This is a genomic window from Flavobacterium sp. 2755, assembly GCF_031455715.1.
GTDB lineage: Bacteria > Bacteroidota > Bacteroidia > Flavobacteriales > Flavobacteriaceae > Flavobacterium.
In genome coordinates this window covers 50,009-63,843 of the sequence record NZ_JAVDTG010000009.1, presented here as the reverse complement: position 1 = coordinate 63,843, position 13,835 = coordinate 50,009, and the positions used below count along the sequence as shown (strand labels likewise).

15 protein-coding genes are annotated in these 13,835 nt (G+C 31.2%); 5 read left to right on the top strand and 10 right to left on the bottom strand.

What is annotated here, in order from left to right:
• Positions 1-5: 5 nt before the first annotated feature.
• From J2Y38_RS19185 to J2Y38_RS19140, 10 genes are all read right to left on the bottom strand, one after another.
• A complete protein-coding gene (locus J2Y38_RS19185; RefSeq protein ID WP_309845697.1) occupies positions 6-1,169 on the bottom strand; it encodes an IS3 family transposase in 1,164 nt (387 codons plus the stop codon).
• 582 nt (positions 1,170-1,751) lie between these two features.
• Complete coding sequence (locus tag J2Y38_RS19180; RefSeq protein ID WP_309845695.1) at positions 1,752-2,345, bottom strand: transposase; 594 nt, start codon at positions 2,343-2,345, stop codon at positions 1,752-1,754.
• 105 nt (positions 2,346-2,450) lie between these two features.
• Positions 2,451-3,614, bottom strand: coding sequence for an IS3 family transposase (locus tag J2Y38_RS19175; protein WP_309845692.1), 1,164 nt, complete (start codon positions 3,612-3,614; stop codon positions 2,451-2,453).
• Between the two features lie 1,240 nt (positions 3,615-4,854).
• Positions 4,855-6,159, bottom strand: a complete 1,305-nt coding sequence (locus tag J2Y38_RS19170; RefSeq protein WP_309845690.1) for an alginate export family protein — start codon at positions 6,157-6,159, stop codon at positions 4,855-4,857.
• A 167-nt stretch (positions 6,160-6,326) separates the two neighbouring features.
• The gene (locus J2Y38_RS19165; protein ID WP_309845688.1) at positions 6,327-6,533 is read right to left on the bottom strand and encodes a GDCCVxC domain-containing (seleno)protein; all 207 of its coding nucleotides are present in this window, start codon (positions 6,531-6,533) and stop codon (positions 6,327-6,329) included.
• Positions 6,530-7,129, bottom strand: coding sequence for a mercuric transport protein MerTP (gene merTP / locus J2Y38_RS19160; protein WP_309845686.1), 600 nt, complete (start codon positions 7,127-7,129; stop codon positions 6,530-6,532). The genes J2Y38_RS19165 and merTP overlap by 4 nt, the downstream gene beginning before the upstream one ends.
• Positions 7,126-7,500, bottom strand: coding sequence for a metalloregulator ArsR/SmtB family transcription factor (locus J2Y38_RS19155; RefSeq protein ID WP_309845683.1), 375 nt, complete (start codon positions 7,498-7,500; stop codon positions 7,126-7,128). Before J2Y38_RS19155 ends, merTP begins: the two co-directional genes overlap by 4 nt.
• 666 nt (positions 7,501-8,166) lie before the next feature.
• Positions 8,167-8,706, bottom strand: coding sequence for a YceI family protein (locus J2Y38_RS19150; protein WP_309845681.1), 540 nt, complete (start codon positions 8,704-8,706; stop codon positions 8,167-8,169).
• A gap of 48 nt (positions 8,707-8,754) precedes the next feature.
• Positions 8,755-9,294, bottom strand: coding sequence for a YceI family protein (locus tag J2Y38_RS19145; protein WP_309845678.1), 540 nt, complete (start codon positions 9,292-9,294; stop codon positions 8,755-8,757).
• 14 nt (positions 9,295-9,308) lie between these two features.
• The gene (locus tag J2Y38_RS19140) at positions 9,309-9,677 is read right to left on the bottom strand and encodes a hypothetical protein (protein WP_053471238.1); all 369 of its coding nucleotides are present in this window, start codon (positions 9,675-9,677) and stop codon (positions 9,309-9,311) included.
• Between the two features lie 171 nt (positions 9,678-9,848).
• On the opposite strand from J2Y38_RS19140, the gene J2Y38_RS19135 reads away from it, so the two are divergent.
• From J2Y38_RS19135 to hemA, 5 genes are all read left to right on the top strand, one after another.
• Entirely contained in the window at positions 9,849-10,238 is a 390-nt protein-coding gene (locus tag J2Y38_RS19135) for an OB-fold protein (RefSeq protein ID WP_309845672.1), read from the top strand.
• A gap of 27 nt (positions 10,239-10,265) precedes the next feature.
• Positions 10,266-11,105 (top strand): DUF5777 family beta-barrel protein, encoded by an 840-nt coding sequence (locus J2Y38_RS19130; protein WP_053471240.1) that lies wholly within the window; start codon positions 10,266-10,268, stop codon positions 11,103-11,105.
• A gap of 128 nt (positions 11,106-11,233) precedes the next feature.
• Positions 11,234-11,668, top strand: a complete 435-nt coding sequence (locus J2Y38_RS19125; protein ID WP_053471241.1) for a hypothetical protein — start codon at positions 11,234-11,236, stop codon at positions 11,666-11,668.
• A 19-nt stretch (positions 11,669-11,687) separates the two neighbouring features.
• A complete protein-coding gene (locus tag J2Y38_RS19120; RefSeq protein WP_053471242.1) occupies positions 11,688-12,281 on the top strand; it encodes a hypothetical protein in 594 nt (197 codons plus the stop codon).
• A gap of 225 nt (positions 12,282-12,506) precedes the next feature.
• Positions 12,507-13,811 carry a glutamyl-tRNA reductase gene (hemA, locus tag J2Y38_RS19115; protein WP_053471243.1) on the top strand — a complete coding sequence of 435 codons (1,305 nt, stop codon included), beginning with the start codon at positions 12,507-12,509 and terminating at the stop codon, positions 13,809-13,811.
• The last annotated feature ends 24 nt before the right edge of the window (positions 13,812-13,835 follow it).

Genomic DNA, 13,835 nt, shown 5'->3' with positions numbered 1-13,835 from the left:
TATGATTATAAACCATTTGCTGCATTAAACTGTTCTATAGTCTTAAAATTAAGTGCAGAATGGATTCGTTTTCTATTGTACCAATTTTCAATGAATTCAGCTATTTCCTCTTTCATGATTTTCTGGCTGATTAGTGTGTTTTTGCGGTGTATTAATTCTCTTTTTAATGTATTGAAGAAACTTTCGGCAACAGCATTATCAATACTGCTTCCCTTACGACTCATGCTTCTGATACACTTATAGGAATCAAGTTTAGCGACGAAAATTTTGTTGGCGTATTGAACTCCTCTGTCAGAATGGAACAGCAATCCTTTTGAAGCCTCTCGATTGGCCGAGGCCATCTCAAAAGCGGGTAAAGTTGTAGTTCGGGTGAAGAGACTAAAGCTCAGACTCCAGCCTATAATCTTTCTGTCATATAGATCCATAATAATAGTCAGATATAAAAAACCTCTGCTAGTTTGGATATAGGTGATGTCAGATACCCAGACCTTTGATGGAGCATTAACCTTAAATTCTCGGTTTAGAAGATTAGGTGCTATGCAGTTATTGTGGCAGGAATTGGTTGTTATCTTAAACTTTCTTCTGGCTACTCTTTTTAATCCCAGCTTTCTCATATATATAGTGACCTGTTCTTTGCATATTTTGTATCCTAGCTTATGTAATTCATCTGTAATTTTATTTCGTCCATAATGTCTTTTAAAGCGGAAAAATATGGTGACAATATCTTTTTTTAATAGAAATATGTACTGCTTTTTTTTTGAAATTCCATTCTTTTTCCATCTATGGTACCTGCCGTATCCTACCTCTAAAATTTCACACATCTTCAATATAGAATATTTGTCTTCGTTTTCTTTTATGAAATTATAAATAACTAAATTTCCTTGATGAAGACAAAAAGATGCCTTTTTTAAAATTTCATATCTGAGTTCTGATTCTTTTGATTTTTTCTGAAGATCAAATATTTTTTTATTATCGGGATGAATTCTGTCGTATCCTGATCCAAGGAAGCTTCCGGCTCCGAATTTCTCGTATTCTTTTCTCCATCTGCAAATAAGACTTGATCGTATTCCAAGTTCTTCTGCAGATTCTTTGATGCTGTTTTTTTCATAACTAAGCTTCACAGCATTCTCTTTATAGATACGATCATATTTTTGGTATTTCTTCTTCATAAGTTGCAGGAAATTTTTTAGCTAAATAAAAGAATACCAAGGTAATAAAACAGTCCGTCTTTAATTTGGTTAAAAGCAGAAATTAGTATTTGAATATCAATGGGTAATTTTTTGGAAGTATATAATGATCGGTTCTGCCGCATCTGGCAATAACTTTTGTCTTTATACCATCCAAAAAATGAATACCAAAGGGGCATTGCTGTTTTAAGGATATCATTCTGCAGACAATATATTTCAAGCTTAGGTTTACTTTAAGTTATCGAAATGTTCAGGAAACAATGAAAATCACAAGGGGGCTTGTGGATTTAGTTACAATTCAGTGCTGGGTTTTTAAGGTTGCACGTTTGCTTGAGTCAGAGATAAAGAAGAGAAAATACAGAGTGGGGGCGAGCTTCTGCAAATTGGTGGACTAACTTTAAAATTACTTAAAGCCTTATATTTGATTCTGAGGGATGCCGCAGAGTTAAAAACTAATTTCTCGGATTGGAATTTGAATATTTATTTTTTGATGATGGCTAATTTTAAAAATAATTTAGAAAATTGGAATAGTTGAATTATTTATTCCAAGTCCCTCGCATATTTTTACTTTTTTATCGATACATAAAACCCTAATTCTTTCATATATTTTCCAATAGTCCTATGTGATAAAATGTATCCATAATTTAGAAGTTCCGCTTTAATCCGGTGTCTTCCATATCGCTCTTTGGACGCATAATATATTGTGGTTATACATTCCTTTATTATAATTTTCTTTTTAACCGTTTCTGAAACATGCTGTGTTTTCCAGAGGCGATAAGTCCCCCTGTTCACAGTTAAAGCCCGGCACATTAACTTTATAGAATATTTTTTTTCATTTTCTAATATGAAGTTAAATACAGCAACTCTACCCTGATTTATGCATTTTCCAGCACTTTTTATAATTTCAACCCTCAGATCCAATTCGTGAATTTTTTTTTCAAGTTCATGAATGCATTTTTGGTCGGGAGTTAATCTTAAGTTCCCATAACCGGGAAAGCTTCCAGATCCGAATTTCTTAAAATCTTCCCTCCATGTAAATAGCAGTCCGCTGTTTATCTGAAGCTCTTTTGCAACTTGAGATATTGCCTTTCTTTCAAAGCTTAATAGGACAGCTTTTTTTTTGAACTCGGGATCGTAAATCTTTCTATTTTCTGTCATCACACAATATTTATAGTGTACTCTTTGATATAGTTTAAATAGGATATCAAAAAAAAGGTACATGTTTTTCTATCAATATTAATATGCATTTCGAAGACACTCCCTTTAATTGAGTGCATTGAATTCTTCTATGGTTTTATAATTAAGGGAAGAGTGTATTCTTTTTTTGTTGTACCAGTTTTCTATGAATTCGTAGGTTTCAGTCTTCATTTCTTCTTTGGAAAGCAGAGGCAATTTACGTATTAGTTCTCTTTTTAAAGTATTAAAAAAGCTCTCTGCAACAGCATTGTCAATACTGCTTCCCTTATGGCTCATACTTCTGGTGACATTTGGATAAGAATCTACAATAGCAGTAAAGCTTTTATTAGCGTATTGTACCCCTCGATCGGAGTGGAATATTAATTTATTTGTAATATTTCGGTTAATTATAGCCATCTGAAACGCCGGAATGGTCGTTCTCTCGGAACTCATCCCATTGCTCAGACTCCAACCGATTATTTTTCTGTCAAAGAGATCCAAGATTATGGTGAGGTATATAAAGCCTTCTCTTATTTTTATATAGGTGATATCTGAAACCCAGACCTTAGAGGGGGCATCTACCTTAAATTTCCTGTTTAAGATATTAGGGGAGACAAACTTATTATGAAAGGAATTAGTGGTTATTCTACATCTTTTTTTCCTTTTGCACTTCAGATCAAGCTGATTGAGATATCTGGATACTTTAGGTCGTGATATCTGATATCCGCGGCTTTGCAGCTCCATGGCAATTTTGTAGGCTCCATATTTCTGCTTAAATTCAAAAAAAATTGATTTTACTGTTTCCTTTAATAAATTTATATGGATTTGTCTTTCCGGAATAATACCTTTCTTCCATCTTCGGTAGCTCATTTCACACACTCCTAACATCTTGCACATTCTTTTGATAGAATATTTTTTTTCATTGCCTGCAATAAAAAGGAAAATATCCACTCTCACTTTCAGAGGATTTTTATGTGCATTTTTTAAAATATCGAATTTTTGCTGGGTTTGTTTTAATTTACTTTTCAATCTTTTAATTTTCAACTGCTCCATATTTAATCTCCGGCCACCGTTACCTTGTCCGCAGAAACTGGAAGCCCCAAATTGTAAATATTCCTGCCGCCATCTAAACAAAAGTGACATGGGGAGATTAAGTTCCTCACCAACTTCTGCGACACTGCCTCTCTGGATACATAAAAGGACTGCTTTTTCCTTTAAAATAGGGTCATATTTCTTGTATTTTAATTCCATAGCCATATATATTTGATTTGTACATAAATGAACTACTTTAATATAATGTTTTTTATGAAACTCTAAGTATTGTTATGTTTTTGATAATGTGGAGCTTGCTATATTTTTGTTAGGTAATAAAGATAAACTAATTTAAAAATTGGCAGCAATTGTTTTTTTTGATTTTTGACCTTACAATAGTGTATGCACTGCAGAGGTAATTCATAATATATTTTAAAATATCAATGTTAACGCTAAAATAAGTTTGGTAGACATTTTTATAATTGTGTCAACCTACTTTTAGCATTTTTGTTTTTGTAAGATACATTTTACGAGAGTTATTATTAATAATTATATGATGGCGAATAAAGAAAATAATATAACATTCATTGAAACTGATTTACTCAACGAATTATCCCTACTTGTTGAGCAAACTCAACAGCAAGTTATCGTTCAGAACAATAGTTCTTTAACATTGCTTTTTTTGAAAATTGGTTTTAGAATTAATGAAACTGTACTTCAAAACAAGCACGCTGAATAAGGAAAACAAATTGTGCCGACACAGTCGGCACAATTGGAAACTAAATATGGTAGAAGTTTTACTGAAAAAAACTTAAGAAGAATGAGAAATACACCAATTTTTAACTTCGTTAGAATAACAAGCAATAGATTTATTTAGGCAAATGATTGCAATGTAATAATAATTCAATATTTACTACTTTAGTATTATTGTATCTCTTGTGTACCTTGTATGGCTCATATTTTATGTAGGTTTAAATGTTATTATCTGGGAGTGAAATTCGCAACAGGCTTTTCTACACTCAAAGTCCATTTTTAAAAAATGGACTTTTTTTTTGCCCTATTTTCAGTCTTTTTCTTGTAAGTATTTACTGTTTTTATGTCCCGTCAAGTGACGTCTACTTTACAATTTACAAACCATTTTATGAACGATTTAAAGAAATTGGCTTATTTTCAAGTGAATTTGTAGGATAATTATTTTATGTTTTTATTTCAAAGCGGTTTGTATGTATCGTCAGGGTTAAATGTTAAAAGACGTTAAATAATTCATGCATTTTTAGTTTTGCTTCAATAATTTTTTGATGGGAACATAGTTACATCGCCATATAAATTATAGTGATTAAAACTAAAATAATATTTTTAGAAAATGAACATCAAAATTTGTTGATGATATAATTCAACCTATCAGATATAACAAACCTTAGATTTCATTATTGTATAAGATTTGATACAGGATATTAATTTAATTTTTATAATGTTTTGAATTGATGGCGTTAAAAGAATATGAAATCATTAAGTAACTCCAAATAGCAAGTTTATTTTCATCTTGTATTTTTGGCAGATATTGCATTGTGTTTGTTGATTTATAAAAAGAAAAGGCATAATTAATTTCCAGTTCTTTTACAGGTAAGTACTTCAAAGAAAAATCATTTTCATATCCAAGAAACTTTGTCATTTTTTGACCCAAATTATTTAAAAGAGGATATTGAGTATAAAAAAGATGAAAATCAGAGCGAAGTGATAGCTTATTATTTAAAGGAATTACGGTAAATAGATAGGGGTTTACTAAACCTTTTCCGTTCACGTCGGTTGGAAAACGGGTAAAGACGTTCATATTTCCATTGAACTTCCACGTCAATCCATATAAGACATCAAAATCTCCGGAACTGCTATTTGATATATTAGGATTACTGCCACTGATAATTTCTGCACCCAAACGCCAAGTAGATTTTAGTAAAGACAATTTAACCTCAGGTTGTAAATAGTAAGCGAACAATTTTTGACCTTTTGAATTACGCCCAAACTGCAAATATGAATTTAAAGTATAATACCATTGTTTCGTTTTAAATTCTATTCTTCCGCCTGCTGTTGCACGAGTATATAATTTCCCTGAATTTGTGTTTTCTAAAAAATCAATAGCATTCAATGAGTTAAATAAAAATCCATGATTGTTATTGTAACTGAGATTATTTACCAACAGATATTTATATTTATTAGATGCTACAGGAGAGTAGGCTGACTCAAATTCAGTGCTGTACTTTCTGGTAAATAAAAAGAAAAAATCATTAGAGAAATATTTGGAAGATTTCATTATACGTATTCCTTCATGAGCTCTTCCTTGCTGTGCCCAGGGAGCATCTGAGAATAATCTTCCATTATCTAATAAAACACTTTGCCTTCCCAATCTTATATTTAGTGATTTAAACTTAGTTTCAAAATACAATTGATAAAAATTAATACTTGCTACTTTGGAAGCTTTGTTGTTTTCATCCCAAAGATGAATTTCCTGCAAATCGGATTTAATAAGCCATTTTTCTCGAGCATATAGCATAGAAAATCTGTTTCTCTGGGTGATATAAAAGTAAGGATCAATTGAATCGTTAGGAGGAAGGATATAATTTGAAGTATATTCGGCTCTTGGTCTTATTTCAATATTCATTAAGAACTGCCTGGATAAGCTATCTTTCTGTTGTGCACATAATTGAAGAACAAATAAAAGGAAGGAAAGTAATAATAGATTTTTTTTTGCAGGCCTTTTGATTATCATACTTCTTTTATCCTATAGATTTAGTGTATAAAAGTAGTAATAGTATATTTATTTACAATACAATCAGGTAAGTTTGATCATACTATTTATTTTTTTTTGTTAAATTATTTTCAAAATCGCTTTTAAACCTTTTGTAAAAAGACTTTAGACTGCAGTATCGATTTAATTTAGCAGCATTTTTTATCTTGTTGAATTGGAGGACACGGCACACTTCCAAAACTGCAATATACACAGCAATCACCTTGATTTGGTTTAAGAGTTTGTTTACAGTTTTCACATTCGTAGAAAAATTGGCATGCGTCAGTCGGCATTGTTTCTTCTTTGCTGTGGGAGCAAAGTGGGCAGGTTATTATTGATTGTAGAACGATTTTCATTTTAATTTTTTGTTAGTTACTGTATAGCCTGTTGAATTAATTGCTTTTTCAATTTCATTAATAGTAGTTTTAGAATTATCAAATTCTACAATTGCATTGCCATTAGTATAATTTACGGTTGAATTTATTATACCAATTAATTTATTCACTTCGTGATTCACGTGTTTTTCACAGCTGGCGCAAGTCATTCCGCTAATTGTAAACTCAACTTTTTGACTGCTGGATTTGTTAGAGACTAAGATTTTCTTTTCTGTATTTGGGTAAAAAATGTTTGAATAGTAAGGAAACGAAAGCATAAGGGCTGCAAATACGGTAATAATTCCTAAAAACATTTTTGAATTAACGAATTTTGATTTTTCTTGTGTATCGCAGTTACAGTCTATCTGCTTTTTAGTTTTTAGCTTTTGGTACCAAGAAAACCCAATAATTAAAACAGTAAGCCCGATGAAATAAGGTCTGATTGGTTCAAGCCATGAAAAAGTGGAAGCTAGCCCACTTGTTCCGGCAATGAGTGCTAATATGGGTGTAATGCAGCACAATGAAGCAGCTATTGCTGTGAAAAATCCAACGCCAATTATTTTATTCTCAGTTTTCATATTTTTTCTAAAATTTCATTTTCGACTAATATTTCGAAGAATGGTTTGAGCATTTTTTCATATTCCTCTGTCAATGAATAAAAAATGGTTTGCGCTTCTCGTTTAGTTTCGATAAGTTTTCTGTCTTTTAGTTTTCGTAAGTGTTGAGAGATTGCAGAAGTACCCATCCCAAGAATGTCACTTATATCGCAGACACACAGTCGTTTTTCTTCATAAAGTAAAAAGAGAATTCTTAATCTCACATTATTGCCTGCTAATTCGAGCCCATTTGATAAGTAGTCAAAGGATTCGTTGAGTTCCATTACTCTGTCTTTGCAGCGAATGATCTGTTTAATATCTGCCTGTTGTCGTATACAAGAATTATTTTCCATGGGGTAAAATAACTTATTTTATTATTTAAGCAATTGCTAAAATAAGGAATTTTTGAAAAATATTTTTTTACCTTTTTTTAGATTAGATAAGTTGTAATTTAAATTTAGATTCTGTAGAAAAGTTACGAATATTTTTTTTGATTTAATAATCAATTATTCAATCGAAATAAATCATTTTAAAATATCAAATCCGACTTTCTGTAAAATTTTGTTAATGTATTGAATTATAATATTTCTACCGGTTGAATTTAATGGGATTGTAAGTGGTTTGTATTTCGTTGTGTCAACCTTACTGGATTTACAAACCGCGTGTATTTATAAGTTAAAGTGGGTTAAATTTTGCAAAGAAGGCATAAAAAAAACGCTAAAACTGATGTTTTAACGTTTTTTTAAGAGTGACCGTTACTGAACAATTTACAAATCATTTTATTCAAGATTTAAAGAAATTGGCTTATTTTCAAGTGAATTTGTAAGATAATTATTTTGATTTTCGATTAGTTGGCGGTTTGCATGTATCGTAAGGTTTAACGTTAAAATATTTTAAACAAAGGTGATTTTAATTTATAAATAAGGATTAGTTCTGAATATACAACTCGGTATTTAAGTGAAGAATTTAGATCAGTTTTAGCAAAATTAAATAAATTCCGATTTCTATCTTTTGGCCTATCAATTTACAACCGCATCAGTTTGAATATTTATTTTGTTTGAAACCTTGTCTTTAACAATACTGGGTATCTCAATACTAAAATCACTCGCATTTACAGTAAAATTAGATAAAATATTAATTCCAGTTCCTGACTTGCGTATTCTTGCAGAAGTTTTTATATCCTTTGATTTTCCGTGAAGTTCCAATTCCCCTTTTATGATAAAAACTTTAAAATCTGTGGTTAAACCGTTAAGATCAAATCCTTCTATTTTTCCTTTAAATACTGCTTTTGGATATTGGTCACTTTCTATATAATTTTCATTAAAATGTTCTTCCATTAAAGCGACCTTAAACTGAAAACCTTTCATCAGGGCTAAACTTGCAATCTCTCCTGTTGCAGGATTTAAAACAAAAGTAACGTTCTTATTTACTGCCTTAACTTCTTCAAATGAAGGAACAGAAGCTTCAAAAGTAACTTTCCCTGATTTGCTAATCATTTTTTCTTGTGAAAAACTAATAGCGCAAACACATAACATTGCAATAAGTATGATTTTTTTCATTATTCTGTCTTTTATTTTTTTATAAAATCATTCTGTTTTGTTCGGCTTTTATTTTAAAACCGCAATTATTTGAATCTTGACTTTATTATCCAGTTTATATTTAATAAGCGACGGAATTGGAATACTAAAATCACTTGCATTTACTTCAAAATCAGAAATAAAAGTAATTCGGGAACCCGATCTTGTAATTTTTGCATCGGCATTTATATCCTTAGATTTTCCATGTACTTCTAATTTTCCTTTTATAGTGTAATCCCTATAATCTTCAGTTAGATTTTTAATGTCAAAATCTTCAATTTGTCCTCTAAAAATAGCTTTCGGATACTTATCGGTTTCCATGTAATTTTCATTAAAATGTTCTTCCATTAATGCCATTTCAAATTCGAATCCTTTCATTAAAGCCAAACTTGCTACTTCTCCTGTTACGGGATTTAAAACAAAAGTTACATTGCTGTTAGTTCCCGCAACCGGCTGAAAAGAAGGAACTGAAGCTTCCAGAGTTATTGTTGCAGATTTAGTTACTATTTTTTCTTGCGAAAAAACAATAAAAGAAGCCAATATCATTGGCATTATTATGATTTTCTTCATGTTGCTGTTATAGATTATTTTTCTAATAATCCATCTTGATTCCATTTATTTATAATGTCGATAGTAGCTTGAGGCAATCTTGGTCCACCTTGCGGCATTAAGGAGCTATCTCCATTTTCTAAAGAAATTCGTGTAAGCAATCCTCGGTTTAAAACTGCATTTTTCACCTGTTCATAAGTAACTAAAGACATTGGCGCGCCATTTTTAGGAACTGCCGCATGGCATACAACACAGTTATTATCAATAATAGATTTTACATTTTGGTTGTATGTTGCCAAACCATTAATTGGTGTAGAGTCAATTAAAGTACTTGGATCATCGTTGGCACAACTTACAAAAATTGATGCTAATGATGAGATGGCGAAAAGGGTTTTTAAATTCATAAGACTGGTTTTTAGTTATAAATAAATGCATGATTTTTTTAAGAATCATCAGGCATTTCAAAATCATATACGTTGAAAAGAATAATACAGATTTGGCAAGAGGCATATTTAATGTTTTAAATCCAATAGGTATTTTTTAACGTAGATAATTTGAAATACTAAAAACCAGTTATGAGAAAAAAAATACTAATTACAATTTCCATTTTTATAATAATCGGAATTTCGGCGCACCTCTACATCTACAAAGGGCATAGAGATATAGAATCAGAAACTGCCGATTATGTTGTAACCGTTAACGAACTAGAAAGAGAGTTTACTTCAAACGATAGTCTGGCTTACATCAAATATCAGGACAAAACAATTGAATTATCTGCACGAGTAACAAGTATTGATAAAGCCAGTAATGGGATTGTTATGAGCGAAAAAATATTTGTGACATTCAAAAACCGTTTGCCGCAAAATATTACATCCGGAAAATACCTCAAGATCAAAGGGCGTTTTTTAGGATATGACGAATTGCTCCAGGAATTTAAAATAGACCAATCTTCAGTTGTACACTAATAAAAATAACAATTTAAAACTAACCTCATGAAAAACTTTATTCTATTATTTTTTTTATTTCCACTGTTAACCTTCTCCCAAACTGATTTATTGTCTGGAGTAGAAACTCCTTCTGCAAAAGAAAAAGTGACTTCTGCATTCAAAGCCTTAAAAATCGTTAATCTTGAGTCTACAAAATTGGCCGCAAAAGGAGATTTGTATTTTGTTGTTGCACACCGATTTGGTTCTATTAAAGATGGTTTTGAAGGTTTCTACGGACTGGATAATGCCAATACACAAATAAAATTCATTTACGGTTTAACAAATGGACTCAACGTAAGTGCTGCCAGAAGCGAATTTGCTTATGACTTTGCAACAAAATATATGTTGTTCCCTCAAATAAAAGATGGTTTCCCAGTTACTATTGCCGGGTTTAATAGTTTGTCTATTAATAACACGTTAAAAGAAAGTCTGTATCCTAAACTTCAATTTAAAGACAGACTTACTTATGTAGCGCAGCTGCTGATTTCCAGAAAATTTTCTGAAAAGCTGTCTTTAGAAATTGTGCCGTCATTCTTTCATCAAAATTTTGTTGAAGATGTAGATCAAAGCAATACTCAATATGCTATAGGATTTGGAGGTAGATATAAATTCGCTAAGCGCTGGTCTTTAAATATGGATTATGCGGCGCATTTAAACAGAGCACCAAATTCACTTTATAAAAATCCGCTATCTATAGGTTTTGATTTAGAGACTGGCGGACACGTTTTCCAAATGCATTTTACCAGTTCACAAGCAATTGATGAAGCCGGATATCTTGGAAGAACTACTGGCGACTGGACAAAAGGAGATATATTTTTTGGATTTAATCTTGCCAGGGTTTTCTAGTATCTCCTTTATAATTAAATTATTAGGTAATTTCTGTATTTAAAACGATTCTAAATTAATCGATTTGCAATTATTTATAAAACCGCAACGATAAAGTAAACGTAGATAATTTTAAAACCATAAAAATTATGAAAACTAATAAAATAATCAAAAAAGGACTTTTTATACTGATCGGAATATTTGGGTTATTTATCGCCATTTTACTTTTTCACATTATAACAGCAAAACCACCCGTTTATGATACTCCAAATCTGCAAGTAAGCAGAATCGATTTTAAATCAGATATCGATTCTCTGCAAGCCAGACAAATCTGTGCCGACTTAAGAAGTATAAAAGGTCTGACATCTGACTCTATTATCGTTAAAAGAAATGTTGTGGTGTATTTCCACAATAATAAAATTACAAACTCTGAGAAAGTTTTCAATGAGTTGATGTCTAAAAGAAACTATGATGCTAAGCGTTATATTTTACCGGCAAATTTAGCAAACAAAGAAGTCTGCCCAATGGATCAAAACAGTTTGAGCTATAAATTATCTCAAAAAATAAACCGTTTTTTTAATTAACCCTTTAATACCTTAATTTATGAAAATTTATTCAAAACTTACACTTAGTGTATTACTTGCTGCATCTGCAGCTATGATTTCCTGCAGCAGTAATGATGACGAAACCCCGGAACCTCCTGTAAAGGCATCAATCTATGAACGCTTAGGTGGAACTAAAATGGTTTCTGATCCAGATAACTCCGGTCAAATGATTGAACAGGGACGTTTGAGTTTCCGTAAAGTGGTAAATTCAACTATTGGATTAATTGTTGCTGATATTCAATCTAATGCTTCGGGGAATTTACAAGCACATTTTGCTCCTTTATTAGCAGAAACTGGAACTACTCAGTCTACTAATATTGCTAAACTGTCCGATAATCTGACTGATTTCTTTTCTTATAATACTGGTGGTACAAATGCGGTAAATACATATTCCGGTTTGAACATGGTTGCTGCTCATGATCCTGCAAAAAATCCTCGTATGGGAACAAAATCCAGTAGTGCAGATTATACAAAATTTGAAGGATATGTTGGAGCTGCAGCCAATGCAAATGGTGTTGCTTCAAATACAGAACTTTACACAGATATTGTTGCTGTTTTAGAATCATTGAGAACTCCTATAGTTCAAAAATAATTTTCTTATCAAAACGCTGTCTGAAAAGGGCAGCGTTTTATATTTCAATATCATTTTAAAATATATAAATATTTTTGAAAAACTGTTATTGTTATAATATCAGGAAATTATATAAAATCGCCGGTTTGAATCAATTTGTTCCACAGCGATATAAAAAACACTTTTAGCGCTGTTGTATAAATTAGCAAGTAATAATTTTTGAACTTTTTAAGGAACCCCATAAATATGGAAAATTTTAATATGTCCAGATCCACCACTTTTTACGCATTAGGGTTAAGTTACAAGAAAGCAGATGCAGTTATAAGAGGAAAATTTAGTCTAGACACTAAAGCACAATCTGATTTATTATTACAAGCTAAAGCAGAAGGTATAGAATCTTTGATTGTTACTTCTACTTGTAATAGAACTGAAATTTATGGTTTTGCCCATCATCCTTATGAGTTAATCAAATTGCTTTGCGAAAACAGCAATGGTTCTGTAGAAGAATTTCAGGAAGTTGCTTATATATATAAAAATGAAGAAGCTGTTAACCACATGTTTCGGGTAGGAACAGGTTTAGACAGTCAGATTTTGGGAGATTTTGAAATTATCAGCCAAATTAAAATCGCTTTTAATAATAGTAAACAGGAAGGTTTGGTAAATACTTTTCTGGATCGTTTAGTAAATACTGTTATTCAAGCGAGTAAAAAAGTTAAAACGGAAACTAAAATTTCTTCTGGTGCAACATCCGTTTCTTTTGCATCAGTACAATATATAATCCGAAATGTAGCAGATATTGGAAATAAAAATATTTTGTTATTTGGAACAGGAAAAATAGGAAGAAATACTTGTGAAAACTTAGTAAAACATACTAAAAACAGTCATATTGCTCTTATAAACAGAACAAAAAATAAGGCCGAATTATTGGCTGGAAAACTGAATGTTATTGTAAAAGATTATGCCAATTTACAAGAAGAATTACAGCAGGCAGATGTGCTGGTTGTGGCGACTGGAGCGCAAAATCCAACTATTGACAAAACATCTCTAAATTTACAGAAACCTTTATTAATCTTAGACTTATCCATTCCAAGAAATGTAGATACGAATGTAGAAGAAATATCAGGAGTAACTTTAATACATCTGGATTATTTATCTCAAATTACTGATGATACGCTGGAAAGAAGAAAACAACATATTCCTGCTGCAGAAGCTATTATTGACGATATGAAATTAGAATTTAATACGTGGATAAATGGTCGTAAATGTGCACCAACTATTCATGCATTAAAATCCAAACTAAATGACATTGTATCGGCTGAATTTGCTTTTCAAAAAAAGAAAACAACCAATTTTGATGATGTTCAGATTGATTTAATCAGTTCCAGAATTATTCAAAAATTAACAAACCATTTTGCAAGTCATTTAAAAAATGAAAATACGTCAGTAGATCAAAGTATCGAATTTATTGAAAAAGTATTTCAAATAGGACATCTCGCAACTAAAAAGCCAGCATCACCAGTAGAAGAAAAATACAAAATCAATCTCTCATAAATACTTAATTAACTACAGTTTCGA

Excerpts from the sequence above, each read along its gene's own strand:
- J2Y38_RS19145 (WP_309845678.1), bottom strand. The coding sequence starts at position 9,294 with ATGAAGAAAATCATAATAATGCCAATGATATTGGCTTCTTTTATTGTT.
- J2Y38_RS19125 (WP_053471241.1), top strand. The coding sequence starts at position 11,234 with ATGAAAACTAATAAAATAATCAAAAAAGGACTTTTTATACTGATCGGA.
- J2Y38_RS19155 (WP_309845683.1), bottom strand. The coding sequence starts at position 7,500 with ATGGAAAATAATTCTTGTATACGACAACAGGCAGATATTAAACAGATC.
- J2Y38_RS19165 (WP_309845688.1), bottom strand. The coding sequence starts at position 6,533 with ATGAAAATCGTTCTACAATCAATAATAACCTGCCCACTTTGCTCCCAC.
- J2Y38_RS19175 (WP_309845692.1), bottom strand. The coding sequence starts at position 3,614 with ATGGAATTAAAATACAAGAAATATGACCCTATTTTAAAGGAAAAAGCA.
- J2Y38_RS19120 (WP_053471242.1), top strand. The coding sequence starts at position 11,688 with ATGAAAATTTATTCAAAACTTACACTTAGTGTATTACTTGCTGCATCT.
- J2Y38_RS19185 (WP_309845697.1), bottom strand. The coding sequence starts at position 1,169 with ATGAAGAAGAAATACCAAAAATATGATCGTATCTATAAAGAGAATGCT.
- J2Y38_RS19130 (WP_053471240.1), top strand. The coding sequence starts at position 10,266 with ATGAAAAACTTTATTCTATTATTTTTTTTATTTCCACTGTTAACCTTC.
- J2Y38_RS19170 (WP_309845690.1), bottom strand. The coding sequence starts at position 6,159 with ATGATAATCAAAAGGCCTGCAAAAAAAAATCTATTATTACTTTCCTTC.
- hemA (WP_053471243.1), top strand. The coding sequence starts at position 12,507 with ATGGAAAATTTTAATATGTCCAGATCCACCACTTTTTACGCATTAGGG.
- J2Y38_RS19140 (WP_053471238.1), bottom strand. The coding sequence starts at position 9,677 with ATGAATTTAAAAACCCTTTTCGCCATCTCATCATTAGCATCAATTTTT.
- J2Y38_RS19135 (WP_309845672.1), top strand. The coding sequence starts at position 9,849 with ATGAGAAAAAAAATACTAATTACAATTTCCATTTTTATAATAATCGGA.
- J2Y38_RS19180 (WP_309845695.1), bottom strand. The coding sequence starts at position 2,345 with ATGACAGAAAATAGAAAGATTTACGATCCCGAGTTCAAAAAAAAAGCT.
- J2Y38_RS19150 (WP_309845681.1), bottom strand. The coding sequence starts at position 8,706 with ATGAAAAAAATCATACTTATTGCAATGTTATGTGTTTGCGCTATTAGT.
- merTP (WP_309845686.1), bottom strand. The coding sequence starts at position 7,129 with ATGAAAACTGAGAATAAAATAATTGGCGTTGGATTTTTCACAGCAATA.